This is a genomic window from Streptomyces sp. SID5464 (assembly GCF_009862985.1).
In the GTDB taxonomy this organism is placed as follows: Bacteria; Actinomycetota; Actinomycetes; order Streptomycetales; family Streptomycetaceae; genus Streptomyces; species Streptomyces chartreusis_D.
Map to the genome: position 1 here is coordinate 245,502 of NZ_WWIQ01000003.1, position 25,904 is coordinate 271,405.

Annotated in this window: 17 protein-coding genes; 10 read left to right on the forward strand and 7 right to left on the reverse strand. The window is 69.5% G+C overall.

Annotated features, from left to right (window positions below; all coding sequences use genetic code 11):
* Positions 1 to 5 precede the first annotated feature (5 nt).
* Together GTY47_RS03280 and GTY47_RS03285 are read left to right on the forward strand one after the other, a co-directional pair.
* Complete coding sequence (locus GTY47_RS03280) at positions 6 to 1,019, forward strand: aldo/keto reductase (RefSeq protein WP_010038508.1); 1,014 nt, start codon at positions 6 to 8, stop codon at positions 1,017 to 1,019.
* Entirely contained in the window at positions 1,010 to 1,738 is a 729-nt protein-coding gene (locus tag GTY47_RS03285; protein WP_010038509.1) for a FadR/GntR family transcriptional regulator, read from the forward strand. The genes GTY47_RS03280 and GTY47_RS03285 overlap by 10 nt, the downstream gene beginning before the upstream one ends.
* Here GTY47_RS03285 and GTY47_RS03290 read toward each other — a convergent pair.
* Both GTY47_RS03290 and GTY47_RS03295 read right to left on the reverse strand, forming a co-directional pair.
* Positions 1,735 to 4,041, reverse strand: coding sequence for a beta-L-arabinofuranosidase domain-containing protein (locus GTY47_RS03290; RefSeq protein ID WP_010038511.1), 2,307 nt, complete (start codon positions 4,039 to 4,041; stop codon positions 1,735 to 1,737). The two genes, GTY47_RS03285 and GTY47_RS03290, sit on opposite strands and share 4 nt — an antisense overlap.
* Before the next feature lie 67 nt (positions 4,042 to 4,108).
* Positions 4,109 to 5,533, reverse strand: a complete 1,425-nt coding sequence (locus tag GTY47_RS03295; protein WP_010038514.1) for a family 43 glycosylhydrolase — start codon at positions 5,531 to 5,533, stop codon at positions 4,109 to 4,111.
* Between the two features lie 502 nt (positions 5,534 to 6,035).
* Here GTY47_RS03295 and GTY47_RS03300 point away from each other — a divergent pair.
* From GTY47_RS03300 to GTY47_RS03310, 3 genes are all read left to right on the forward strand, one after another.
* Positions 6,036 to 7,466, forward strand: coding sequence for a glycoside hydrolase family 43 protein (locus GTY47_RS03300; RefSeq protein WP_029181077.1), 1,431 nt, complete (start codon positions 6,036 to 6,038; stop codon positions 7,464 to 7,466).
* A gap of 186 nt (positions 7,467 to 7,652) precedes the next feature.
* Positions 7,653 to 9,920, forward strand: a complete 2,268-nt coding sequence (locus GTY47_RS03305) for a glycoside hydrolase family 97 catalytic domain-containing protein (RefSeq protein ID WP_010038518.1) — start codon at positions 7,653 to 7,655, stop codon at positions 9,918 to 9,920.
* A gap of 58 nt (positions 9,921 to 9,978) precedes the next feature.
* Positions 9,979 to 11,400 (forward strand): non-reducing end alpha-L-arabinofuranosidase family hydrolase, encoded by a 1,422-nt coding sequence (locus GTY47_RS03310; protein WP_029181078.1) that lies wholly within the window; start codon positions 9,979 to 9,981, stop codon positions 11,398 to 11,400.
* A 97-nt stretch (positions 11,401 to 11,497) separates the two neighbouring features.
* Here the strand turns inward: GTY47_RS03310 and GTY47_RS03315 are convergent, their stop codons facing one another.
* Both GTY47_RS03315 and GTY47_RS03320 read right to left on the reverse strand, forming a co-directional pair.
* Positions 11,498 to 13,480 (reverse strand): TIM-barrel domain-containing protein, encoded by a 1,983-nt coding sequence (locus tag GTY47_RS03315; protein ID WP_010038523.1) that lies wholly within the window; start codon positions 13,478 to 13,480, stop codon positions 11,498 to 11,500.
* Positions 13,481 to 13,564: 84 nt separating this feature from the next.
* The gene (locus tag GTY47_RS03320) at positions 13,565 to 14,671 is read right to left on the reverse strand and encodes a ricin-type beta-trefoil lectin domain protein (protein WP_029181079.1); all 1,107 of its coding nucleotides are present in this window, start codon (positions 14,669 to 14,671) and stop codon (positions 13,565 to 13,567) included.
* 676 nt (positions 14,672 to 15,347) lie between these two features.
* Between GTY47_RS03320 and GTY47_RS03325 the strand changes: the two genes are divergently transcribed.
* The 4 genes from GTY47_RS03325 (at position 15,348) to GTY47_RS03340 (ending at position 19,830) form a co-directional block, all read left to right on the forward strand.
* Positions 15,348 to 16,664, forward strand: coding sequence for a ferredoxin reductase family protein (locus GTY47_RS03325; protein ID WP_029181080.1), 1,317 nt, complete (start codon positions 15,348 to 15,350; stop codon positions 16,662 to 16,664).
* A gap of 71 nt (positions 16,665 to 16,735) precedes the next feature.
* Complete coding sequence (gene trpC, locus GTY47_RS03330; protein WP_029181081.1) at positions 16,736 to 17,521, forward strand: indole-3-glycerol phosphate synthase TrpC; 786 nt, start codon at positions 16,736 to 16,738, stop codon at positions 17,519 to 17,521.
* A gap of 380 nt (positions 17,522 to 17,901) precedes the next feature.
* Complete coding sequence (locus tag GTY47_RS03335; protein ID WP_010038531.1) at positions 17,902 to 18,465, forward strand: MBL fold metallo-hydrolase; 564 nt, start codon at positions 17,902 to 17,904, stop codon at positions 18,463 to 18,465.
* Between the two features lie 354 nt (positions 18,466 to 18,819).
* Positions 18,820 to 19,830 carry a LacI family DNA-binding transcriptional regulator gene (locus GTY47_RS03340; RefSeq protein ID WP_029181082.1) on the forward strand — a complete coding sequence of 337 codons (1,011 nt, stop codon included), beginning with the start codon at positions 18,820 to 18,822 and terminating at the stop codon, positions 19,828 to 19,830.
* A 758-nt stretch (positions 19,831 to 20,588) separates the two neighbouring features.
* Here GTY47_RS03340 and GTY47_RS03345 read toward each other — a convergent pair.
* The 3 genes from GTY47_RS03345 to GTY47_RS03355 are packed head-to-tail and all read right to left on the reverse strand — an operon-like array spanning position 20,589 to position 24,781.
* A complete protein-coding gene (locus GTY47_RS03345) occupies positions 20,589 to 21,176 on the reverse strand; it encodes a TetR/AcrR family transcriptional regulator (RefSeq protein ID WP_029181083.1) in 588 nt (195 codons plus the stop codon).
* A 54-nt stretch (positions 21,177 to 21,230) separates the two neighbouring features.
* The gene (locus tag GTY47_RS03350; RefSeq protein WP_010038539.1) at positions 21,231 to 23,951 is read right to left on the reverse strand and encodes a molybdopterin cofactor-binding domain-containing protein; all 2,721 of its coding nucleotides are present in this window, start codon (positions 23,949 to 23,951) and stop codon (positions 21,231 to 21,233) included.
* A 5-nt stretch (positions 23,952 to 23,956) separates the two neighbouring features.
* Entirely contained in the window at positions 23,957 to 24,781 is an 825-nt protein-coding gene (locus tag GTY47_RS03355) for an FAD binding domain-containing protein (protein ID WP_010038545.1), read from the reverse strand.
* Between the two features lie 299 nt (positions 24,782 to 25,080).
* On the opposite strand from GTY47_RS03355, the gene GTY47_RS03360 reads away from it, so the two are divergent.
* The gene (locus tag GTY47_RS03360; RefSeq protein ID WP_010038547.1) at positions 25,081 to 25,863 is read left to right on the forward strand and encodes an alpha/beta hydrolase; all 783 of its coding nucleotides are present in this window, start codon (positions 25,081 to 25,083) and stop codon (positions 25,861 to 25,863) included.
* Positions 25,864 to 25,904: the final 41 nt, after the last annotated feature.

Below are 25,904 nucleotides of genomic sequence, written 5' to 3' on the forward strand. Positions count from 1 at the left end.
ACGTCTTGCACCAGCGGAAGATCCAGAACACCTCCGTCTCCCTCACCGAGCTCGGCTTCGGGGCGTCCGTGATCGGCAACCTCTACCGCGTCACCCCGGTCGACGACGCGACAGCCGCCGTCGACGCGGCCTGGGAGGCCGGCCTGCGGTATTTCGACACCGCACCCCACTACGGCCTCGGCCTCTCCGAGCGCCGCCTGGGCGCCGCCCTGCGCGGCCGTCCGCGCGACGCGTACGTCATCTCCTCCAAGGTGGGCAGGCTGCTGGTGCCCAACGAGGAACCGCGCGGCGTCGACACCGAGGGCTTCGTCGTACGGGACGACCTGCGCCGGCAGTGGGACTTCAGCCGCGACGGCGTGCTCCGCTCCATCGAGGACACGCTGGAGCGCACCGGCCTGGACCGCCTCGACATCGTCTACCTGCACGATCCGGACGACCACTGGCGGCAGGCGGCCGAGGAGGCCATGCCCACCCTCGCCGAACTGCGCGACCAGGGCGTCATCGGCGCGATCGGCGCCGGCATGAACCAGTCGGCGATGCTCGCCCGTTTCCTGCGCGAGACGGCCGCCGACGTGGTCATGCTCGCCGGGCGCTACACACTCCTCGACCAGTCGGCGCTGGACGACGTCCTGCCTGCCGCGCGGGAACTCGGAAAGAGCGTCGTGGCGGTGGGCGTGTTCAACTCGGGACTGCTCTCCCGCGACCGGCCCGCCGAGGGCATGAAGTACGACTACCGGGACGCCCCGTCGGCCCTGGTCGCCCGCGCTCGGGCGATCGCCGAGGTCTGCGAGGCGCACGGGGCCACCCTCCCCGCCGCCGCGATCGCCTTCCCGCACACGCATCCCAGTATCATCAACGTCACCCTCGGCATGCGGACTCCGGAACAGGTCGGACGAAACGTGGAACTCCATGATCAGCGCGTCCCCGACAGTCTCTGGGACGATCTGCGCGCGCAGGGGCTGATCAGGTCGGACGTGCTCGCGGGGCACGGTGGGGGGAGGGATGTGCGGTGTCTCTGACGGACAAGGCCATCGAGCAGATCCGTGAGCTGATCCGGACCGGTGCCCTGCCTCCGGGGTCGAAGCTACCGCCGGAGCCGGACCTGGCCGCCCAGCTGGGCCTGTCCCGCAACCTCGCCCGCGAAGCGGTCAAGGCCCTGGCCGTGGCCCGGGTCCTGGAGGTCAGGCGCGGCGACGGCACGTATGTGACCAGCCTGCAGCCGAGTCTGCTCCTGGAGGGGCTCGGCGGTGCGGTGGAACTCCTGCAGGGTGACTCGGTCGCCCTGCAGGACCTCATGGAGGTACGGCGACTCCTCGAACCGATGGCCACGGCCCTTGCCGCCACCCGGATCTCCGACGCTCAGCTGGCCGAGGTGAAGCGGCACCTGGACGCCATGCGCGAGGCCCGCGACGACGTCGAACGGCTCAACGCCCACGACGCCGCCTTCCACCGCGCCGTCGTCTCGGCGACGGGCAACGAGACCCTCCTCACCCTCCTGGAAGGGATCTCCGGCCGCACCCTGCGCGCCCGCATCTGGCGCGGTCTGGTCGACGACAAGGCGGCGGGCCGCACCCTGGCCGAGCACGAGGCGATCTTCAACGCCCTGTCCACCCGCGACGCCGCCCTCAGCCAGGCCGCCGCGCTGCTGCACGTGAGCAACACCGAGCAGTGGCTGAGGGAACACCTGCGCTCAGGCGCACCTCTCCCTTTCGGGACGACAGCGTCACACAGGCCCTAATCTCTCAAGATGCGCCACCGGTTGTCGGCAGTGCCGTTGTCCGAGTCCTGGACCGCGAACGCGCCGACAGCGGTGGAGTTGTCCGCGATGGCGAGCAACTTGCCGCTGTGCACGTTGCGGATCTTGTAAGTCCCGTCTCCCTGGTCGAGCAGCGTCCATCTGTGGTCGGCGGTGCCGTTGTCCGACCACTGCAGGACCGTCGCACCATCTGTCGTGGACATGTCCTGAACGCCGAGCACCTTGCCGCTGTGGGCATTGCGGAAGCGGACCGCGTTTCCGTCGGTGATCATTTGCCAGTCGTGGTCGGCGGTGCCCGAGTCGTGCCACTGCAGAGCGCGGCCACCGTCGGCCGTGGACATGTTCTGGATGCCCAGCACGAGACCGCTGCCCACGTTGGCGAGACGGACGGTTCCGCTGGTGTTCCAGTAGACGGTGTAGTTGTGGCCGTGCGCGTCGTGGAACGGGCCCAGGTTAACGGTGGAGCCGTTGGCGGTGGCGGTGAAGGCGAGCGAACTGCTGCTGGTCCGTGTGATCGAGGACGTGTTCAGCGACGGGAGGGAGCTGAGCGCGGAGTTGCCGTAGTTGCCGGACAGGACCACCGGGCCGTAGGTGATCGCGGCGACGTTCGCGTTGTCGTTGGCCGCTCGCATGATGACCCGCATGGGCAGGCGGACGGTCACCGTGTCGCCGGAGGCCCACGAGCGGCTGAGGGTGGCGTAGCTGCCGGGGGTGGTGGTGATGGTCTGCGCGACGCCGTTGACGCTGACAGTGGCCCCGGTGGTCCAGCTCGGGATGCGGATGCGCATGGCCCAGGTTCCGCTGGCGTTGCCGGTGACGTGCAGGGTCGTGGTGTCGCTGTTCGGGTACGACGTGGTCTGGGTGACCGTGATTCCGCGCTCCGACCAGTTGAGCACCGAGGGCACGAACATGTTCACGATCAGCGTGTTGTCGCTGCGGAAGTAGATGGAGTCCATCAGCCTGGTGTGCATCTCCAGGCCCGTGCCCTGGCAGCACCAGAAGGTGCCGTAGTCGGTGCTCCAGGTGCCGCCGCCCCACGCCGGGCCCACACCGCGTCGGCCGCCCGGGTTGAGCGGGGTGAAGTAGGTGACATGGCCGTGGTCGTCGGCCGGGTTCTGCTGGCCGATCATCTGGTTCAGCCAGGCCCGCTCGTAGTAGTCGAACAGCGCCACCCGGTTCGGGTCCAGGGCGAAGAGTTCCCGGGTGAGGGTGAGCATGTTGAAGGTGTTGCAGCTTTCGCACGTGTCCTTGTTCAGGAAGCCGGCGATGGCGTTCGGGGCGCGGAAGTGCTCGGCCTGGCTGTTGCCGCCGATGGCATAGGTGTGCGAGTTGACGCAGATGTTCCAGGCGTTGGTGGCGATGTCCCGGTAGCGGGTCGTGCCGGTGGCCTTGTACTCCCGGGCGGCCCCGATCCACTTGGGTACCTGAGTGTTCGCGTGCAGTCCGCTGAGCTGGTCCTGGCCTGCGGCCAGGGGGTCGAACACGGCGGCGTGGTCGAACCGCCGGGCGACGGTGAGCCACCGCGCGTCGCCTGTCTGCTGGTAGAGATCGGTCAGCACGGTGTTCATGCCGCCGAACTCGGTCTGCAGCATGGCCTGCATCTGCTGGCCGCTCAGGCGGCCGGTGCGCCAGTCGACCCAACCCGCCAGGGCGAGCAGCACGTCACGGGCTTGCGTGCTGCCGATGTGGCGCCATACGTCCAGCAGGCCGACGAGGGTCTTGTGGATGGTGTAGTACGGCACATTGCCGTTGCTCAGGGTCCGCTGCTCGAGAGCGGTGAAGTCGGACTCGGGATAGCCGGAGAGGTACCCGGCGTTGAAACCGGCGGTGCTGTTGTTGGCTTGGCATTTGGCCAACTCCGCGACCATGGTGGTGGCCTTGTCCCGGCAGGTGGTGTCCCCGGTCACGGCGTACAGCTGTGCCCATGCCGTGAGGAAGTGCCCTTGGACGTGGGTGCGGAAGGGGAAGTCCGGCGCGTCCCAGCCGCCGTTGGCGGCCGCGCCGTTGGTGGACAGCCGGTGGTTGGCGCGGAAGTTGTACAGCAGCCGGTCGACATCGACGAACCGCAGGTAGTTGCGCGTACGGTCCTGGTTGTCCAGCCACCGGCTTGCGGTGAGCCGGACCTGGCCGAGTTCGAAGGGGTGCGCGGAGACACCGATGTCGGCCCGTGCGGGGGGTATGGCCGCATGGGCGGGAGAACTGCCGAAGAAGGATCCGGTGGCAGACGCGGCGGCGGTGGCCCCGGCTGCTTGCAGGAGGCGCCGTCTGCTGACGGAGTAAGACATCTTGCACCCTTTCGTGACGAGAGAGTCCGTCGGAGCTGCCCGCGGGGTAACAGGCCGCGGTTGTGGCTCACTGGGTGTAGAAGGTGGCGTCGGCCCGGTCGGTCGCCGTGCTGAGAGCCTGGACCTGCAGCAGGTAGTCGTAGTGCCGGATGTAGCGGCCCGGGAGGTTGTACGACTCGTACGAGATGCCGGCGGAGTCCGCCAGGCCGGCCCGGGCGGTGAAGGAGGCGTCACCGGCGAACAGCGACGTCCCGTCGTTCTTCTCCACCCACACAGCTGAGTTCTTGTGGCGCAGGAAGTAGCCGGGGAAGTTCGCCGACTCCAGCGAGACGGTGCTGCTGCCGGCGAGACCGGTGACCAAGCGGAACTGCGAGTCGGCGAGCGGCGAGACGTTCGGTTCGATCTTGGCGCGGTACTCCCAGTGGCGGATGAACCGGTCGGGGAAGTTGTACGAGGAGAGCCGGATCGGGGTGAGACCGTCGGCGACCGGGATGCCGAAGTCGGGGGTGCCGTCGGCCTTCCAGTAGATCTTCTGGACGCGGGTGCGCCGGTTGGGGTCGTTGAGCGGGGAACCGCTGATGTCCCTGTAGCTACGGTCGTGGTAGACGAGGATGTCCGACTTGCCGTCCTCGGAGACCGTGAACTGGTTGTGCCCGGGGCCGTACTGGCTGGTGGCGGCGTTGCTGGCGAAGACCGGGCCGGCGCTCTTGGCCCACGACGACGCGCTCAGCAGGTTGGCGGAGGCGGACGCGGTCAGCATGCCCATGCAGTAGTTGGCGTCGGTGGCGCTGGCCGAGAAGGTCATGAAGACCTTGCCGCCCCGCTGGATCACGGCCGGGCCCTCGTTGACCGTCTCGCCTCCTGCGGTCTCCCACGAGGCGGTCGGCCGGCTGATCATGACCGGAGTGCCGGTGATGGTCCACGGGCTGGACATGCGCGCTATGTAGATGTTGGTGCCGCGGCCGACGGCCGGGTCGTTCTGCGCCCAGGAGAGGTAGCGGTTGCCGTTCACGGCGAAGGTCGTCGCGTCCAGGGAGAAGGTGTCCAGCGGCAGCGCGATACGGCCCTTCTCCGTCCAGGTGCCCGTGATCGGGTTCGCGGCCGTGCACTCCAGGACGTACGGCCGGATCCGCCAGATGTCGTTCGCGGCGCCTGCGGCGAAGTAGATGTACCACTTGCCGTCGATGAAGTGGATCTCCGGGGCCCAGATGTGGGCGCCCATTTCACCGGTGGCGTGCTTGGTCCAGATGGTCGTCTCTGGGGCCGACGTGAGCCCCTGGATCGTGGTGGCCCGGCGCAGCACGATCCGGTCGTACGCCGGCACCGTGGCGGTGAAGTAGTAGAAACCGTCCGTGTGTTTGAAGATGTGCGGGTCGGCCCGCTGCTCGGCGATGGTGTTCGTGTACGTCACACCGGGTGACGCGGGCACGGCGGCGTGGGCGGGGCCGGCCGAGACACCGGTGAAGGTGGCGGCTGCCGAGCCGGCGATCATGCCGAGGACCGTTCGACGGGTGAGCGCAGGTCTCACGGAGTGCTCCCTCTGGTGCTGATGGTGCGGAGATACCGTCTGTTCGCACCTTGCCGGTATTTCGAACACCGTTCGTAAACTCGGCCAGAAGATAGGTCCTGCACCTGTCCAGGTCAACGCTTCTGTCACAAAGGCATGCCTGGCGTCGGCGGCGCTCGGAGCACTTCCGAAAGGCGAGCCTGAGTGCGGCATGCGCGCGATCGAGTCGGGGGAGTGCGGCGGATGTCGGACGTATTGACGCACCCTGTTTCGCCCACTTAATGTCTGCCCGATCTTACGAACGCCATTCGATATACCGCACAACTCGACTGGTGTGACAGCGAGTTCGCTACGGAGGCCGCCCCCGGCCCGACCACCGGGAGTCGCACGAGAACAGGACGCAGGAGACACCCTCGCTCACCGGGATCCAGTCGGCTCTTTCGCGTCGTGCGGTAGCCCGCCCTGGGCTCAACGACAGGAGATGTGGATGTCCGCGCTTCGCGCCCGGCTGTCGGTGATGTTGCTCGCCGTATGCCTGCTCTTCACAGGCCAAGCTCTGGTCACACCGCAGCGGGCAGCCGCCGCCGACCCGGGCTACCTGATGCTGCACTTCACCGGGGAGGGGGCGAACGGTCAGCAGATGTACCTCTCGCACAGCGCGGACGGTCTCCACTGGAACGACCTCAACGGCGGGGCGCCGATCCTGCGCTCCACGGTCGGCACGAAGGGGGTGCGTGACCCCGCACTCGTGAGATCCCCCGACGGCGGCAAGTACTGGATCATCGCGACCGACCTGTGCATCAGCTGCGGCCAGAACTGGGAGACCGCCGTGTACAACGGCAGCCGCAACCTCGTGGTGTGGGAGTCGACGGACCTGATCAACTGGTCGGAGCCGTGGCTGCTCGACGTCGCCGGCGCGATCCCCGACGGACGCAACGCCTGGGCGCCGGAAGCGCACTTCGACCCGGCCACCAACAACTACGTCCTGTACTGGGCGACGAACAAGCCTGTCAACGGCGTGAAGAAGCACCGCATCTACTACGCCCACACCAGCGACTTCCGCACCATCACCACCCCGCAGATCTACATCGAGCGCCCCGGCATGCAGGAGATCATCGACACCCAGATCGTCGAGATGCCCGCCGGCGTCGGCAACTACCGCTACGTGCGCGCCTCCGGCGACGGCCAGATCACCCTCGAAGGCAGCAACTCGATCCTCGGCACCTGGACGAACCTCGGCGACCTCTCCGGCATCGGCCTGACCGGCGCCCAGGTCGAGGGCCCGATGTGGATGAAGTTCCGCGACCGCAACGAGTGGGCGCTCTACCTCGACCAGTACTCCTCCGGACGCGGTTACATGCCCGTCACGACGACCAACCCCTCCGCCCCCGGCACCTACCAGATGCCGACGGCGGGAAGCTACGACATGGGCGCACTCAAGAAGCGCCACGGCTCGATCCTGAACCTCACGGCCGCCGAGGAGTCCCGCGTCCTCGCCCGCTGGAGCGACATCCCGGCCAAGCGGCTGCAGTCGTACAACTTCCAGGACCGGTACGTGCGCCACGCCGCCTTCGACGTGCGCATCGACCAGAACATCACCGGCCCCGACGCCCAGTTCCGGCTGCGGCCCGGCCTTGCGGGCTCCGGCACCGTCTCCTTCGAGTCGGTGAACTACCGAGGCTACTTCCTGCGGCACGTCAACAACGACTTCCAACTGGTCCGCAACGACGGCACCGCCCAGTTCGCCGGGGACGCCACCTTCCGTCAGGTCGCCGGACTCGCCGACTCGACCTGGTCCTCCTTCCAGTCCTACAACCACCCCGATCGCTACATCCGCCACTACGCCTACCAACTGCGCCTCGACCCGATCACCACCACGACAGGACGCAGCGACGCCACCTTCCGCGTCACGAACTGACCTGCCACCGGCAGGCAGCGAGCGCCATACATCCCATCAAAAGTCGTGAGGTAAGCCCTAGCTGAAGGCCAACTCCAGGATTTGGGGGACTTGTCCCTTGACAGTGATGGGATGTAAAGGCAATCTCCCTCCGAATCCCGGCGCGAGCGATGTGCGGCGGACCACCTGCAACCACCGGAAGGCCACATGAGACTCCTCCAACGAAGCGGGGTTCGAGTCGCCGGTACGGCCGCCGCCGTCCTCGCCGGCCTGGGCTCGGTCACCGCGGTGCCCGCGTCCGCCGCCACGCCGGGGAGCTGGACCTCGGTCCAGCCCGGTGTTGCACAGAGCGGCTGTGACGGCGTGCGCGCCACCGTGGCGCTGGACGTGAACGGAGCCCTCTCGCTCGGCGCGAGCTGGAACTGCCGCCAAGCCCTGCTACCCGCTCCGATCGGGCTGGTGACCAGCCAGGCCGACTTCACCACCGGACTGGACTTCGTCAGACGCACGGATACGCCCGTCTCGTACGACTACGAGGTCAAAGCGGGGAAGTCCCGCGTCCGGGCGCGCTCCGCGACCGAGACGAGACTGGTGTTCGCGAAGGGCTCCGCGCAGATGACCGTGCACGTCCGCACGTCCGCGGACGGTATGGCGCTGCGCTACGAGCTGCCGTCGGGTGCGACGGTGCTGAGAGAGGCGACGTCGTTCGAACTGCCGACCGACGCCCAGTTGTCCCGGCAGGTGTTCAGTCCCGATCACGAGAGGGGTTATGCGACCTCCACGGTCGCCGACGTCCCGACGGGCTCCTACGACATGGGCATGTTCGCCCAACAGACCAACGGCGCACGGGTGTTGCTCGCCGAGTCCGGTGTGGACGGCAACTACTCGGGTGGCCAGTTCACCCACACCCAGGGCACCGGCCGGTTCACCGTCGCGCTGGCCGACGCGCAGATCGTGCGGTCCGGCGCGTTCACCACAGCGTGGCGCACCGCCGCCATCGGCAGCACGGCGACGGTCGTGGAGTCCACGCTGGTCGACGACGTCGCGCCCGCGTCGAAGATCTCCGACACCTCGTGGATCAAGCCCGGTGTCGCCGCGTGGCCGTGGCTGGACGGCATGTGGGACACCCAGCGCGACCTGACCAAGCTCAAGCAGTGGGCCGACTACGCCTCCTCGCAGGGCTGGCCCTACCTTCTGGTGGACGACGGGTGGAAGGACAACCAGGCGATCATTCCCGAGCTCGTGGCCTACGCCCGGGACCGCGGCGTGCGGATCATGCTCTGGTACCACTGGCAGGACCTGGACACGGCCGCCGAGCGGGAAGCCCAGTTCACCAAGATCACCGGGTGGGGTGTCGTCGGCGTCAAGATGGACTTCATGGGGTCCGAGAGCCAGGCCCGTCAGCAGTGGTACGACGCGGCCCTGGCCGACACCGCCCGGTACAAGTTGATGGTCGACCTGCACGGCTCGCGCCTGTCCGTCGGCGTCCACCGCACCTGGCCGCACGTGCTGACCAACGAGGCCGTCCGCGGCGAGGAGTACCCCGGGGGCCGGGACATCGGGCACGTGGCCGCACTCCCGTTCACTCGCGGCCTCCTGGGCCCGGCCGACTACTCGCCGATGAGCTTCCAGCAGCGCAACCCGAACAGCGACGCCGCCGAACTCGCCCTCGGCGTACTCCTGGACAGCGGCATCATGCTGCCCGGCAGCCGCATCTCGGACTACCAGGCCCGGCCCGAGGCACAGCGGTGGATGCGCATGCTGCCGACCGCGTGGGACGAGACGAAGTACGTCTCCGGCGACCCGCTCACCGGAGGGGTCATCGCGCGCCGCGACGGCGACCGTTGGTTCGTCGGGGCTTTCCGGCGCGGCGGCGCCACCACCATCAGCTACCCGACCACGTTCCTCGGCTCCGGCACCTGGCACGCGGAGATCACCACCGACGGCTCCACCGGCCTGACCCGCACCAGCAAGGTCATCCAGGCCGGTGACACGCTGAGCGTCCCGGCGGTCGCGGGCGGCGGCCACGTGGTCAAGCTGACCAAGGTCCCCGCCATCCCGACCGGGAACCGCACGGTGACCGTCGCCGGCAGCAGCCACGTACTCGACGTGAAGGGCGCAAGCCTCGCGGACGACGCCGAGATCATCCGCTGGCCCGGCACCGGCGGCACCAACCAGCGCTTCGCGTTCGTGCCCCTCGGCGACGGATACACGCGGATCGTCAACCAGGCGAGCGACAAGGACGTCGTCGTCCAGTGGGCCTCACGCGACGCGGGCGCGAAGGCCATCCAGTACCCGTACGAAGCCAACGCGAACACCAACGACGAATGGCTGGCGGAAGACGCGGGCAACGGCCGTATCCGGCTCCTCAATCGCCACAGCGGTCTCTACCTCACCGCGGGCGCCGCCCAGGGCGACCGGTTGGAGCAACGCCCGTACGACGGCGCCGACCACCAGCTGTTCACCGTCTCCTGACGCCCCTGATCGAACACCCCCGAATCACGCGAGCTCACTCAAGGAAGACGAGGCCCCCATGCACAGACGAAGTTTCAGCCGCAGACACCTGCCTGCGGGCCTGGCCGCCACGGTTGCGGTCCTGGTCTCGTTGGCGGCGATGCTCGTCGCCAACCCGGCTCAGGCGGCCACCAGCGGCGCCCTGCGCGGTGTGGGTTCCGGCCGGTGTCTCGATGTGCCGGGCGCCGGCCAGACCGACGGCACGAACGTGCAGATCTGGGACTGCACAGGCGGGACCAACCAGCAGTGGACGCTCACGGACAGCAACCAGCTGACCGTGTACGGCAACAAGTGCCTCGATGTCCCGGGCCACGCCACCACGGCCGGTACCCGGCCGGTGATCTGGTCCTGCAACGGCGGTACGAACCAGCAGTGGCGGGTGAACTCCGACGGCACGGTCGTCGCTGTGGAGTCCGGGCTGTGCCTGGACGTCAGCGGCGGCGCCACGGCCAACGGCACGGCGGTGCAGCTGTGGAACTGCACCGGCGGCAGCAACCAGAAGTGGACCGGCCTGTCCGGGACGACCAACTCCTGTGCTCTTCCGTCGACGTACCGGTGGAGCTCGACGGGGCCGCTGGCGCAGCCGGCCAACGGGTGGCTCTCGCTGAAGGACTTCACCACCACGACGTACAACGGCAAGCACCTGGTCTACGCGACGTACTCCGACGGCAACTGGCAATCGATGGGCTTCAGCCCCTTCACGAACTGGTCGGACATGGCGACGGCCGGACAGACCGGCATGAGCCAGTCCGCGGTGGCGCCCAAGCTGTTCTACTTCGCGCCCAAGAAGATATGGGTGCTGGCCTCGAATGGGTGGGGTACCCAATGGCCCTTCGTCTACCGCACGTCGAGCGACCCCACCAACCCCAACGGCTGGTCCGCGGCCCAGCCGCTGTTCACCGGCAGCCTCCCCACCGGCGGCCCGATCGACCCGACCCTGATCGGTGACGGCCAGAACATGTACCTGTTCTTCGCCAATGACAAGGGCGGCATCTTCAAGTCGACCATGCCGATCGGGAACTTCCCGAGCAGCTTCGGCTCGTCGTACACGACGGTCATGACCGATACGGAGAAGAACCTGTTCGAGGCGCCGGAGGTCTACAAGGTCCAGGGCCGGAACCAGTACCTCATGATCGTCGAGGCTCGCGGTGTGAATGAGGACCGCTTCTTCCGGTCGTTCACGGCCTCCAGCCTGGACGGTCCGTGGACCCCGCAGGCCGCCACCGAGAGCAACCCCTTCGCGGGCAAGGCCAACAGCGGCGCCACCTGGACCAACAGCATCAGCCACGGTGACCTGGTCCGCAACAACCCCGACCAGACCATGACCGTCGACGCGTGCAACCTGCAGTTCCTCTACCAGGGCCTGTCCCCCACCACACCGTCGGACACCCCCTACGTGCGACTGCCGTACCGGCCGGGCCTGCTCACCCTGCAACGCTGACCCGCGAGGAACCCCAGCCGCACGTCGGCTGGGGTTCCTCTCCTTCTTGGCGGGAGTACCCCTTCGCGGTGATCAGCAGGCCTACGGCCAAAGCAGGTCAGCCGAGCAAAGCGGCGACGTAGGCCCCCTCGCGGACGAAGACGGGAACGCGCTCCAGCGGGGCGTCCACTTCGAGCGCCGTCCCTCCCTCCCTCCCATGTCCGGTGACCAGGTCGAGCCAGCGGGCGCCGGACGGCAGATACACCCGGCGGGCCCGGGCGCCCGCCTCGTACACGGGTGCCACCAGCACGTCGGGGCCGAGCAGGAACTGGTCGTCCACGTCCCAGGCGCGCTCGTCCTCGGGGAAGTCGAAGAACAGCGGGCGCATCGGCGGTGCGCCGGTGCGGTGGGCCTCCTCGGACAGCCTCATCAGGTACGGGCGCAGGCGCTCGCGCAGCAGCAGGTGGTCCCGGAGGATGCCGTACGCCTGCTCCCCGTAGGACCAGACCTCGTTCCGGCCGCCGGTCATGTCCGCCGAGAAGGTGGGGTGGTTGGGCTTCCGGTCCCCGTGCAGTCGCATGACGGGGCTGAAGGTGCCGTACTGGAACCACCGGATCAGCAGCTCACGGTACGCGGGGTCGTCCGGGTCGCCGCCGCCGAAGCCGCCGATGTCGGTGTTCCACCAGGGGATGCCGCTCATCGCGACGTTCAGCCCGGCCCTGATCTGGCGCGCGAGGGAGTCGAAGGTGGTGGGGATGTCGCCGGACCACAGCAGGGCCCCGTGACGCTGGCTGCCCGCCCACGCGGAGCGGACCAGCGACAGCGGCCGGTCCTCGCCCGCCGCGCGCAGGCCGTCGGCCACCGCGCGGGTGTGCAGCACGGGGTAGAGGTTCGCGACCTCGGCCGCCGGCCCGGCCGCGTAGACGGCGCGGTCGGCGACCTCCCTGGGCAGGTCGGGCTCGCAGGCGTCCAGCCAGAAGCACCCCACCCCCAGCGAACGATAGTTGTCGTCCAGCCGCTGCCACAGCGCGGCGCGTGCTCCGGGGTGGGTGGCGTCGTAGTACGCCATCGGGCGTGTCAGCGCTTCCCCGCTGTGCCGGGACGGCCACGGGAAGGTGAGCAGGCCGCCGCCGGAGTCCCGTACGAGGTGTCCGGCCGATCGCAGCTCGTCGTGGGTGTCACTGCCGGGCTCGACGGTGGGCCACACCGAGACGGCAAGTCTCACCCCGAGGTCCGTCAGCTCCTCGACCATGGCGGCGGGGTCGGGCCATTCGCTCTCCTCGAAACGCCAGTCGCCCATCCTCGGCCAGTGGAAGAAGTCGCAGACGATGACCGACAGCGGCAGTCCGCGCTCCTTGTACTGCCGTGCCACCGCGAGGAGTTCGTCCTGGGTGCGGTAGCGCAGTTTCGACTGCCAGAAACCGGACGCCCACTCGGGGAGGAGAGGCGGGCGTCCACTGGCCCGGGTGTACGTGTCGATGATCTGGGCCGGGGCGTCGCCGGCGGTGATCCAGTAGTCGACGCGCCCGCCGGCGTCCGCCGTCCACCGGGTGGTGTCGGCGCCCAGTTCGACGCGGCCGGTGGCGGGGTTGTTCCAGAGCAGTCCGTAGCCGCGCGAGGAGTGCAGAAACGGGACGGCGGCCACGGTGTTGCCCTGGACGAGGTCGATCACACAGCCCTTCTGGTCCAGGCGTCCGTGCAGATGCTGCCCCAGGCCGTGCAGTCGCTCACCGTCGTACCCCTCGAAGTGCTGCTCCGTCCGACCGCCCGCCGCGTAGACGCGAGGGCCGGCGTGGTGGGTGTACGGGCTCTTGTCGGCGAGGAGTTCACGGCCCGAGGCGGCGTGGAGGAACCTCAGCCGGCCGTCCGCCGCGGCCTCGACGGCGATGCGGCCGTTGACCAGGTGGGCGGACCCGTCGTCCGACAAGGACAGTTCGGCGTGCGGGGAGGGCGAGGGGCTCTCCAGCGCGCCGGGCGCGGCGGGGTCGACGGTCCCGGACGAAGCCCGCACGCGGACGGCGTCCGGTCCCCAGGGCTCGATGCGGAGGATCTCTTCGGCGGTGTGCCGTTCCAGACCTCCCGCGCGGATGCTGTAGGGCAAGGTAATTCCTTTGTTCCTGTCAAGGGCCTGGACGTTCTCCCGGGAGCTGAGCCCCGGGGAGGGCTCAGCTCCCGGGAGCGGGGGTCATCCGGCGGTCAGAGTGGTCCACTTCTGGTTGGCACCGCCGTTGCAGTCCCACAGCACGAGCTGTGTGCCGTCGACCGTGGAGGAGCCCGGAACATCGAGGCAGCGGCCGGAGGCGGGGTTGCGGTAGCCGCCGTTGTACGGCTGCCAGACCTGGTTGGCGCCGCCGTGGCAGGACCAGAGCTGCACCTTGGTGCCGTTGGCGGTGGCCCCGCCGGCGGCGTCGAGGCACTTGCCCATGGAACGCAGGGTGCCGTCGGTGTAGGCGGACCAGTACTGGTTGGCACTGTCGCCGCAGTTCCACGTCTGGACGGCGGTCCCGTCGGCGGTGTTGGCGCCGTTGACGTCCATGCACTTGCCGGTGATTCCGGACTGTACGCGTGCCGGGGCGGGGGCGGGGTTCTTCAGCCACCCGGCGCTGTCCGCGGACCGGATGCCGCGGTGGAAGGCGTCCGCCATCTTCTGGTAGCCCGAGTCGTTGGGGTGCAGGGGGTCGGCCAGGTCGGCCGTGGTCAGGCTGCTCATGTCGACGAATCCGACGTGTTTGCCCGCGGCCTGTGCGTCGCTGACGATGTTCCGGGTGGCCTGGTTGTACGTGCCCCGGAACCGCTCCTCCGAGCTGCTGGTGGACACGACCAGGGAGGCGACGAGGACGGTTGCGTCGGGGACGTCGGCGGTGATCTGGTTGACCAGCGACTTCAGCCGGGCGATGGCGCTGTCGACCTCGGAGGCGCCTTGGAGGTCGTTGGTGCCGATGTGCAGCGTCACGACGTTGGGCCGGTAGCGGGTCAGCGAGGCATCGGCGAGTGCGGCGATCTGGTCGATGCGGTACCCGGAGTGGCCCTGGTTGTCGGGGTCGGACATCGAACCGCCCCGCAGCGTGCCGACGAAGTCCAGCGGATGGCCGTCCGCCGCGAGCTTGTCCCACAACGGGCCGCGGTAGCCGTTGCCCGTACTGCTTCCCACGCCCCAGGTTATCGAGTCGCCCAACGGCATGACCCGCAAGGGCGTTGTGGAGGCGGCGGAGGCAGGGGCCGCACCTGCCGTTGTCACACCGAGCGCGCCAGCGACAAGGGCGATCAGGGGTAGAACCCAAGGCTTTCTCATGCAGCGTCCTCTTCTGCGAGTGATTGCTGAATCAGCGGGGCTGATCGCCGTACGTGTCAGCGGCTCGGCCGCAGCGCCTTCCCTTCGGCGTCGGCGGCCGCCCTGACGTACTGGCAGAACGGCGTGAGTGGGGGTGTCTCTTGCGCTGTGAGCACTGACAACACCGAGCCCGCCTGGTGTCCCCCTCTGCCCCGGCCCTCCTGTACCGAGCGGGTCGGCCGGAACCGGCCCACAAGCGCATCCGTATAGATACCACGATTGCGGCTGGAACATCCCATGAATGTCAGAGTCAGGATCGGTGCGCGTGGGCCATTCTTGGGCTGCGTCGTGCCGATGGGTGCTTCTGCGGCCTGCTTGCTGTTCTCTTCTTCTCCGAGTCGACCGCGAACATCCCATGTATGGCTTATCGACCGCGAGCACCGACCCGGGATCGGCTGCCCCGTCATGCTGGATCAGCGCACTGTCCCCGCCGTGAAGAGGGCCGTTCAGAGCCGGGCCGATGTACCTGAACAGCCTTGTGATGTCTTGTGGTTAAGACTTTAATCAGCCAGCGTACCCGGCGACGGCGGCCGGGAGCATCACGTGAGGACGCCGGGGTCCTCACGGCCTCGCGGTGCCTGTCGCGGTGTGCGTCACATGGACAAGAGGGGAAGCGGTGGAGGCGACGATTTCACGGGTGCGGCAAGGCACCCTACCTCCGGTCGTTGCGGCGCGGTGGGCGCTGTGGACCTTTGTCATCGTCAACTTGGTGATCGTCGAGGTCTTGTTCCTCACCGCCGGAACCGGCAAGAACGGGGTGCTCACGGTCGCCAAGTTCTTCGGCCTGCACGCCGCCGTGCTGATGCTGTTCCAGCTGCTGCTGGTGGCCCGGCTGCCGTGGCTCGACCGCCGTATCGGCATGGACCGGTTGACGGTGTGGCACCGGTGGGTCGGCTTCACGCTGTTGTGGACCATCCTCACCCACGCCGTGCTGGTGGTGCTGGGCTACGCGAGGCTCGAGGACACGTCGATGACGAAGACGTTCCTCGCGCTGGCCGGAGTGCCGGCCTCCCTGCTCGGGATGCTGGCCGCGGCGATCGTCGTCGTGGTCGCCGCGGTCTCCGCCCGGTATGTGAGGCAGCGGCTGCGGTACGAGACCTGGCACGGCCTGCACCTGCTGCTGTACCTGGCGTTGGGGCTGGCGTTCGTCCACCAGTTGCAGGAGACCACGACCTTCAGCTCTTCCGGGCCCGCGAAAATCTACTGGTGGGCCCTGTGGCTGTTCGCGTTCGGTGCCCTGGTCACGGGGCGGATCGTGATGCCTCTGTGGCGCAACGCCTACCACAGGTTCCGGGTCGCTGAGGTGGTGGCGGAGTCGGACGACGTGGTGTCGGTACGCGTCACCGGCCGCCACCTCGACAAGCTGCCGGCCCGGGCCGGCCAGTTCTGCATCTGGCGGTTCCCCGGGCACAACCACTGGTGGCTGGCCAATCCGTTCTCCCTGTCGGCGGCCCCCGACGGCCGAACGTTGCGCCTGACCGCCAAGGCGGTCGGCAGCACCAGCGCCGGGCTGCGGCACGTCCAGGTCGGGAGCCGCGCGTTCGTCGAGGGGCCGTACGGGGCGTTCACGTCGCTGCACCGCACGCGGCCCGGCGCCCTGCTGATCGCCGGAGGAGTGGGGATCACGCCGGTTCGAGCGCTGCTGGAGGAGGAACCGGCCGGCGACGTCGTCGTGCTCTACCGGGTGCGCAGCGAGAACGACGCCGTGCTGGTCGACGAGGTACGAGCCCTGGTCGCGGACAACGGTGGGCAGCTGCACCTGCTCACCGGCCGCACGGGGGAGGGGAGTCCGCCGTTCGAGCCGGACAGTCTCCGGGCCCTCGTTCCCGACATGACCGAACGGGACGTGTACGTCTGCGGTCCGCCCGCGATGACCTCGGCCGTGCTCAACGCCCTGCGCGGGCTGGGGGTTCCCCACCGGCAAGTGCACGCCGAGCGGTTCGGCCTGGCCTGAGCCCCGCCTGCGGCGGTGTCCGGCCACGGCTTGCGCATGGCCGTGCAAGACGATTCGACAGGGAGAGGACTATGAGCGTTCTTGACGGGATCCTCGCGGGAGTTCGCGAGGACTTGGAGGAGCGTAAGCGTGTGACGCCGTTGGCGGAGCTGCGCTCCCGGGCAGCGGACGCGGCACCCGCGCGTGACCCGCTGCCGGCCTTCCGGTCGCCCGGGGTGTCCATCATCGCCGAGGTGAAGCGAAGGAGCCCCAGCAAGGGGGCGCTGGCGGACATTCCCGATCCTGCGTCCCTCGCGGTCCAGTACGCGGCGGGCGGTGCCGCTGCGATCAGCGTGCTGACCGAGAGCAGGCGTTTCGGCGGGTCACTCGCCGATCTGGACGCCGTACGCGCCCGGGTCGACGTGCCCGTCCTGCGCAAGGACTTCATCATCGACCCCTATCAGCTGTGGGAGGCCCGCGCTCACGGAGCCGATCTCGCGCTTCTCATGGTCGTGTCACTGGACGACGGACGGCTCGCCGACCTGATGGGACTGTGCGGGGAGTTGGGTCTCACGCCGCTCGTGGAGGCGCACACGGCCGACGAAGTGCGGCGCGCCGTCGCCGCAGGAGCCGAGCTCCTCGGCATCAACGCGCGGGACCTGACGACGCTGGACGTGGATCGTGGTGTGTTCGCCGACCTCGTGACGGGCATCCCGGAAGGCACGGTGAGGGTAGCGGAATCGGGAGTGACGGGCCCGAAGGATGTCGCGGAGTACCGCGGTTGGGGAGCCGACGTGGTACTGGTCGGCGAGGCACTGGTCCGCTCGGGGGACCCGCGCAGCGCCGTGCGCGAGTTCATCGAAGCAGCCGGGGCCTGACGGCGGCCGTTCGGCGGTGACGGGTTCGGCTACGGAGCTTTCGCAGAGGTAGCGGCGGTCGAAGGAATCGCCTTCACGCAGCTGGAGTCGCGCCGCAGCGCTCTGCCTGGCCGACGGGCCGACCGTGGGCGGCTGGGCCACCGACCGCCAGTGCCGCCTCAACCGTGGCACCGACGCGGCGGGACGCGTGCGCACGGCCGCCGCATCGGTGGCCGCCGCCGCGCCTGGCGTGACGAGGTCCACGGCGAGTGGTCTCCGCCCTGCCCCGAGAGACCGTCGCTCGACACTGGTCCCGAACCCCGCTCACCGGCTCCCGGGCGTTCCTTCCCCGGTGACCGGCTCGTGCGGCCCCACACCACACCCATCCTCGAGGAACCCTCATGACCGCTGCCTTCCACGTCCTGACCACCGGCTACGCCGACGAGCGGGTGGCCGGTACCGTCACCCTGCTCGTCGACGGCAAGACGGTCGCGGTCGTCGATCCCGGCATGGTCGCGGACCGCCGTCTCATCCTGGACCCGCTCGCGCACCACGGACTGCACCCCGAAGACGTCACCGACGTGGTCTTCAGCCACCATCACCCGGACCACACGCTGAACGCGGCCCTGTTCGCCGAGGCCCGTTTCCACGACCACATGGCGATCTACCAGAACGACATCTGGGAGGACCGTGATGCCGACGGATACCAGCTGTCGCCGTCGATCACGCTCATGACGACACCAGGTCACACCGCCGAGGGCGTCAGCACCCTGGTCACGGCCGACGAGGGTCTGGTGGTCCTGACCCACCTGTGGTGGACCGCCGAGGGACCGGCCGACGACCCCTTCGCGCCCGACCGCGAGCAGCTCCGAGCGGCCAGGGAGAAGGTCCTGGCCCTCGGGCCGGCGCTGATCGTGCCGGGACACGGGGCACCGTTCGCGCCGTCGGGGTCGACGCCCGTGTAGCCCGCCTCATGCGCCACCGGTCGGAGCGCCGAGCGTACCCGGTGTGGCTGGAGCCGACCCGCGGCGACGTAGGTGATGGTGTGCCGTCCGTCGGCCCGACCGGCGGGCCAGGGCCTCGTAGGGCGCCCGCCCGGCCGCCGCCACGAACGTCCGCCGCTGAAGCGGCCCGCCCACGGGCCCCTCAAGGGTGTCGTCGAGGACATCTGGCATCAGATCACTCCTCACCCGGCGGCGGGTCCGGGTCGCCGTCGCCCGGTACGGTGAGTGATTACGTTCTTGACCGCAAGCGATCACACGGCAGTTGGGGTGCCCATGGAGAGCACACCTGTTTGGCGGCGTCCCACACTCGGTGCCGTGGCCGCACGGGCAGGGGTGTCCACGGCCACGGTGTCGAACGCGCTCAACGGCACCGGACGGCTGTCCGAGGCGACCAGGCAGCGCGTGCTTGCCGCGGCGCGGGAACTCGGTTACGCCCCGGCCAGCACGGCCCGTGCTCTGGCCCGCGGGGGCACCGGAGTGCTCGGCCTGACCATGACGACGTACGGCGACCTGCCCGTCCCGTACATCGAGATTCCGTACTACGCCCAGCTGACACTCGGCGCGATGTCGGCGGCGCACGAGCGTGGCTATCTGCTGCTGGCGATGCCGAGTTCCATGTCACCGTGGATGTGGCTGAACACGCCGCTGGACGGCGTCATCCACGGCGGACCGCGCGCCGACGACCCGGTGCGTGCCATCCTGCGGGAGCGTGGCGTACCGATGATCAGCGAAGGCAGGCCGCCCGAGCCGCGTCGATGCGACGCATGGGTGGACGCGGACCACGAAGCGGGCCTGCGCCTGCTGCTCGACCACCTCGCGCGGTCCGGCGCCCGGCGGATCGGGCTCTCCCTGCCCCTTCACGACGACGCGTACCCGCGCCTGATCGCGCATGCCTACCGGTCCTGGTGCGACGAACACCGCACGCCCGCACTCGTGGAGGAGTACGCCTCGCTGCCCGACTACTTCACGGCCGAACAGCACGCGGTCAGCCGGCTGCTCAGCCATGATCCGAGACCGGACGCCGTCATCGGCGTCTACTCCGACTCCGGCCACAACATCCTCGCCGCCGCTCGGCACCACGGTCTTCGGGTGCCGGGCGACCTGCTGGTGGCGTGCGTCAGCGAGGATCCGGACTACGCGACGACCACCCCGCCCGTCACCACCGTCAGCCTCCGCCCCGACCGGGTGGGCGCCGAAGCGGTCGACCTGCTGCTCGCTGTCATCAACGCCCGCGGCGTCGTGGACCGGCGTCGGCTCGTGCAACCGGTGCTGCTCCCTCGCCGGTCCACACGACGCGCGGCGCGACGGCGGAACGGCACACCGTGAGGGCACGGCGCCGGATCGAGCTACGGCTCATCGGCGCCGATCCGCACAGCGCCGGGCTCCGGCGTCAGCCGCTGACAGGCGGCCGGCGAGCGCACGGCCTACGGCAGATCGAATCGCGGGGACGGACCGCACGCGCCACGGTGCAGGGGCCACCATGGCGGTCGCCCGCTTCGCCGCGTCGGGATTCGCACTCGTCACTCCGGCACTGATCGAATGGAGCCCCTCGGGCCTCTACGTCCTGCTGACCTTCTTCGCCCTGGTGTCCGGCGGGATCGGCATGCTGATCATCCGGCGCGTTCAGCGGCCCTCGGCCAGTGAGCGGCAGACCGCCAAGGAACCGGCAGTTGGGTCAGCTGGTCGACGGTGCCGCCGGCGCGGGCCACGTGGCAGGCGGTGGCCCCGGTGATCCGGTGCCCGTGCGCGGCCGCCCCTGCTGCGGTCCGGGCAGACTCCCCTGTAGTACATCCGTCGGGCGTGGGCCAGCGCCTCGGAAATCAGCCAGTGGTTGTTGTACCGCACGACCGAGAAATCCTTGATCGCCGCCGCGTCCGGGTACCGCCTGAACCGTCGCCCGGGATCCACGCACCCCGCCGGATAACACTCCCGGCGGGGTGACGGCGTTGCTTGCCGTGGCGTCCCCGCAGCCGCTCGCACCCGCCGCACCCGGAGCCCCCCGGCTGCCCCGGCTCGTTGAGGCGGTCTGTCCCGGCCCCGGCCGACAGGGTTTTCGACGCGTTTCCCGCCGGCCGGGGGCGACCTCAGGTCATGGCCAGGACGGCGGAGATCAGGGCCCGCAGGCAGGCCCGTTCGGCCTCCTCGTCCGGCAGTGTGAGGTGCTGCATCGTCAGCCCGTCGAAGCCCGCGAGGAAGAACCTCGCGATCGTCTCGGCGGGCTGGGCGAGCTGGTGGCCGGTGCGTTCGGCGGCCTCGCTGATCAGCTTCGCCGTCACGGCCGAGATGCCGCGGTAGTGGCCTTGCAGAGCGTCCTGGAGATGGGGCGTGCGCAGGGCGAACAAGGACAGTTCCGTGAGGAGCTGGTAGGACCCGGGCTGTTCGAGCACGGTGTGCCACAGGGCCTCGGCGAGCGTGACGACAGTGTCCTCGAAACCCGCGTCCGTGGGCGCGGCCTGCTCCACCTGGGCGACGAGGTCCTGGGTGAGCTGTTCCATGACGGCCCGGTACAGATCTTCCTTCGTGCCGAAGGTGTAGTGCACGGTCGCCTGTGCCACACCGAGCTCCGCGGCGATGGCGCGCGTGCTGCCGGCGGCGACGCCCTCCCTGGCCATCAGGTCGATGGCGGCCTTGATCAGTTGGGGGCGGCGCTCCGCCACGGATACATGAGCCATGTCGTCATCCTATTCGACTCAGTCTGCCGAACAGGTCGCTCGACAAGTCTTACGTCATGTCCCGCTGCGGGCATCTGTCCGTGTCCTGCCGGAAGCCGAGGCAAGGGCTGACCACACGGAATCCGGGCGCAGGGGCAGGGTGTCGATGCGGATGCCGAGGGCATGGTGAACAGCGTTGGCGAGTGCCGCGGCGATGGGGTTGATGGCCAGTTCGGCGAGGGGTTTGGGGGCAGTTGCGCCCTCGTGGTCGATGAACTGGACATGGGTGGGGGGAAAGTCACCAAGGTGGGGGATCGTGTAGAAACGCAGGTCGGGCGTGGCGATGAGACCGTCCGGACCGGTGGGCAGTTCTTCGCTGAGGGCGCAGCCCAGGCCTTGGACAACGGCTCCTTCGATCTGGGCGCGGCTTTGCTCGGGGTGGACGATGTGCCCGGCGTCGGCGATGTGGACGCTGTCGAGAACGCTGAGGATGCCGGTGTCCGGGTCCACGCAGACGCGGAACCACTGGGCGCTGACGGACAGGGACAGGTCACCGTCGTCCGCGGCGGCCGTGGCGTCGGCGCGCAGGCGGAGACCGGCCGACTCGGCGTAGCGGTGAATGGCGGAGAGGGGCACGACCGTTCCGGCGCAGCGAACGGCGTCCTTCGTGAGGTGGCAGTCGTCCGGTGGGGTGTCGGTGAAGGCGGCTGCCGTGTCGACGAGGAGTCCGGCAAGTCCTTGGCAGGCGCGGGTGACGGCCTGGCCGGTGAGAGGCACGGCAGTGGAGGCGAATCCTCCGGTGTCGTGTTCGAGGATGTCGGTGTCGCCATGGTGCAGCCGGATGCGTGCCGTGCTGGTCCCCAACGTCCGGGCGGCGATACGGCACAGGGCGGTGCCGGCGCCGCTGCCGAACTCCGGGGCTCCGGTGGTGAGGTCATAGCAGCCATCGGCACCCAGTGATGCCTTCGCCTGGGCGATGTGGCCGTCGGCCGGCACGCTGTGGTGGGCGGCGACGGCCAGGCCCTCACCGACGCGGCACCCGGGTGGGGCAGACCGCCCGCCCTCGAGGCGGCGGTCCTGACGTGCCTGCCCCAGGGCGTGGAGTACGTCGTGCAGGGCGTTTCCCATGAGGGCGTGTTGTCCGCCCACGCCGGGAAACGCTGCCCGGTCCGCGGGGCGCAGGCAGGCTCGCTCACGCATGGTCAGCGGATCCAGGCCCAGGCGGCGGGCGATGTCGTCGAGCGCGGATTCGACGGCGAAGACGATCTGTGCGGCACCGTAGCCGCGGAACGCGCCGGAGGGGACGTTGTGGGTGCGCACGCTGTAGGCGTCCACTGTCATGTTCGGGCACCGGTAGGGAGCCAGCCCTTCCGCGCAGCCGGTCTCCAGCACGCCGGGGCCGTGATTGCCGTAGGCGCCGGTGTCGGCGAGCACGTGGATCTTCATCGCCGTGAGCGTGCCGTCACGGCGTGCGCCGATGGTGACCCTGGTCCGGAAGGGATGCCGGGTGGTGGTCGCGGTGAGTTCCTCGGCACGGGAGAGCTCCAGCTGCACCGGGCGACCGGTGTGCAGGCAGGCGAGGGTGGTGATGTCCTCGGTCAGGACCTCCTGCTTGCCGCCGAACGCACCGCCCACGCGGCCCGCGGTGACCCGCACCTGCGCCGAGTCGAAGCCGAAGATGTCACACAGGCGCCGGCGTACCAGGTGCGGGGCCTGCGTGGAGGTGTGCACCCGCAGCCGTCCCTCGTCCGTCCAGACGCGGGCGGCGTGGCACTCCAGAGCGGTGTGCTGGACCCGCTGGGTGGTGAAGGTGTGGTCGTAGACGGTGTCGGCCTCGGCCAGGCCGCCGTCGACGTCGCCCGTGGACCGGTGCAGGTGCGCGATCACGTTGGGCCCGTCGTCGACCTGCACGGCACCAGGCCGCATCGCCTCCTCTGCAGTGACTACGGCGGGAAGCACCTGGTAGGTGACGCGGACCAGACGGCTGGCTTCCTGGGCCGGCGCGGGGTGGTCGGCGATGACGGCGGCGACCCGCTGGCCGACGTGGCGCACCACATCGTCAAGGACCCGCAGGTCGGCCGGGTCGTCCTCGGTGCGCTCGTGCAGTGCTGTGGAGTAACGGGTTGCAGGAGCGTGCCGGTGGGTGAGGACGGCGTGCACGCCCGGCACGGCGAGCGCCGCGCGGGTGTCGATGTCCAGGATGCGAGCGTGCCGGTGCGGGGAGCGCACCAGCGCCAGGTGCAGCATCCCGTCCGGCTCGGGGCCGTCCAGGGTGAATCGCGCGGCCCCGGTGACGACATCGAGCGCGGCCGGGTCCGCCGAGGCGGGGGAGCAGCGGGAGGCAGACGGTGGCGTGCCGTGCCCGGCGGCGGCGCGTGCTGCCCGGCTGATCGAATCGTAGCCGGTGCAGCGGCACAGGTTGCCTTTCAACGCCTGTGGCAGGTCGTCCAGTTGGCTTTGGCTCAGGGCGGCGGTGGTCATGACGAATCCCGGTGTGCAGTAGCCGCACTGGAACCCCTGGGCCCGGGCGAACGCCTCCTGAACCGGATGCAGGAGCCCGCCCGCGCTGAGGCCCTCGACGGTGGTCACCGTGCGGCCGTCGATGCGGTGGGCGGGATACAGGCAGCTGTGCACGGCCATGCCGTCCACGTACACGGTGCATGCCCCGCAGTCCCCGCTGTCGCAGCCCTTCTTCACCCCCGTCCAGCCCTGCTCGCGCAGGTAAGTGCGCAGACACTGCCCCGCCCGGGGCGGCTGATCGCCGGCACGGCCGTTGATGCACACGGTGAAAGGCATCGGGGTCACCTCTCCTCGGCCAGGGTGCTGCGGACCTTTTCGGCCAGGTGCACGGCCAGGTGCCGGCGCCAAGGCGGCCGCCCGTGGACATCGTCCAGGAGGAGACGGCGAGGGAGCGCGGACAACAGGCTGCCGCGCAGCTCGTCAGGGGACGGCACGCACTCGAATACGACGGTCACCGGTCGGGTCGTGGCGGCGGTGACGGTGACGCTCAGCCGCCCTTCCTCCCGACCCCGGGTGCCGGTGACCAGGGCCACCGACCTGCCCCACGCGTGTGTGTTGACCCTGCGCATCAGACTGCGCGCGGCGAGTGCTCCGGCCGGCAGCGTGAGCGAGCGCAGCAGCTCACCCGGAGCCAATCCAGTGGACCCGGGCCCCGTGACGAAGTCCTGGACGGGCATGACACGCTCTGCTCCGTCCAGGCCCCGTACCCGGCAGGTGCCGCTCAGCGCCACGGCCATGGAGATCATGGGGCCGGCCGGCAGGGCGGCGCACAGGTTGCCTCCCACCGTCGCGGTGTTCCACACCTTGAAGGACGACGAGAACGCCCGGCAGCAGCCGGCGATCAGCGCCCGCCCCGACGGCCACCGTGTGCCGGGCGTTTCGGCGAACGCCAGCAGCTCGGTGATCGTGCAGGTGGCCGCCACCTCGATCCCCGCCTCGGTCACGGTGAGCGGCGGCCACCCATGGGTGGTCAGATCGCGCAGCCGCCGAAGGCCGGGCCGGGGTTCGGCGAACAGGGTCGTGCCGCCGGCCAGCCAGGCGTCCCCCTGCCGCCAGGGCAACGGGATCCGCCCGTCGACGACCTCACGCACTGCCGTCAGATCCATGGCCCGCTCCCAGGCTTCAGGGTCGCCAGCCGTCCCGAACGGGCAACGGCCATCCCTACGGCAAGAACGCGTTCTCGACCCGGACGTGACTCGCTCATCGTGCTCCCCGCAGATCTCCCGGCCGGCACTCGGTCCTCGGTGCACAGCTAGGCTCCCCGGCGGCGATGCCCGGCAAAGGGGGCTGACCGGGTGATGCTGAGGGCCTGCCACCTGCGAGTTCCCGATCTGTCGCGTTGCGGCTTGTCCGATCGGCGGCGGATACTGACCGTGAGCGGCTGCACTGCGGAAGGGCCTGGACGGTGGGCGAATACGTTGAGCTACCCGGCGTGAAGACGTGGTACGAGGCGGAAGGCGCTGGTGATCCGTTGCTCCTTCTCCACGGCGGCCTCTGTACGAACGAGACCTGGGGCGCCCAGCGAGCCGACCTCGCGGCGCGGTACCGCCTGATCCTGCCCGAGCGTCGCGGACACGGGCATACGCCCGACGTCGAAGGGCCACTTTCGTATCAGGACATGGCTGACGACACCGTCGCCTTCATCGAGTCGGTCGTCGGCGGCCCCGCCCATCTCGTCGGCTGGAGCGACGGCGGGATCGTCGCGTTGCTCGTCGCCATCGCACGCCCCGACCTGGTCCGGAAGGTAGTGGCCATGGGGGCCAACTTCCTCCCCGCCCCGGAATGCTCCGCGGCGCCGGCGTTGCTGGACCACATGTCGGCGGATGCCCCCGACATGGCGGCGTTCCGGGGGATGTACGAAGCCGCGTCGCCCGACGGCGCCGACCACTGGCCGGTCGTCGTGAACAAGGTGGTCGACATGATCCGTACGCAGCCCACCATCTCCACCGACGACCTGGCTCGTATCAGTGCGCCCACACTCGTCCTCGTCGGTGACGACGACCTGACGACACTCGAGCACACGATTGCCCTCTATCGCGCGATCCCCCACTCCGAACTGGCCGTCGTCCCGGGGACCTCTCACGCGCTGCCGATGGAGAAGCCCGAGCAGGTCAACCGGCTCATTCTCGATTTCCTCACGAACGATCCCGTACCGACGATGTTCCCGGTACGGCGGGCTGCGGCCTGACGGGCAGTACGGTGCGGAGAGGGATGGGGCACCGAAGGTCC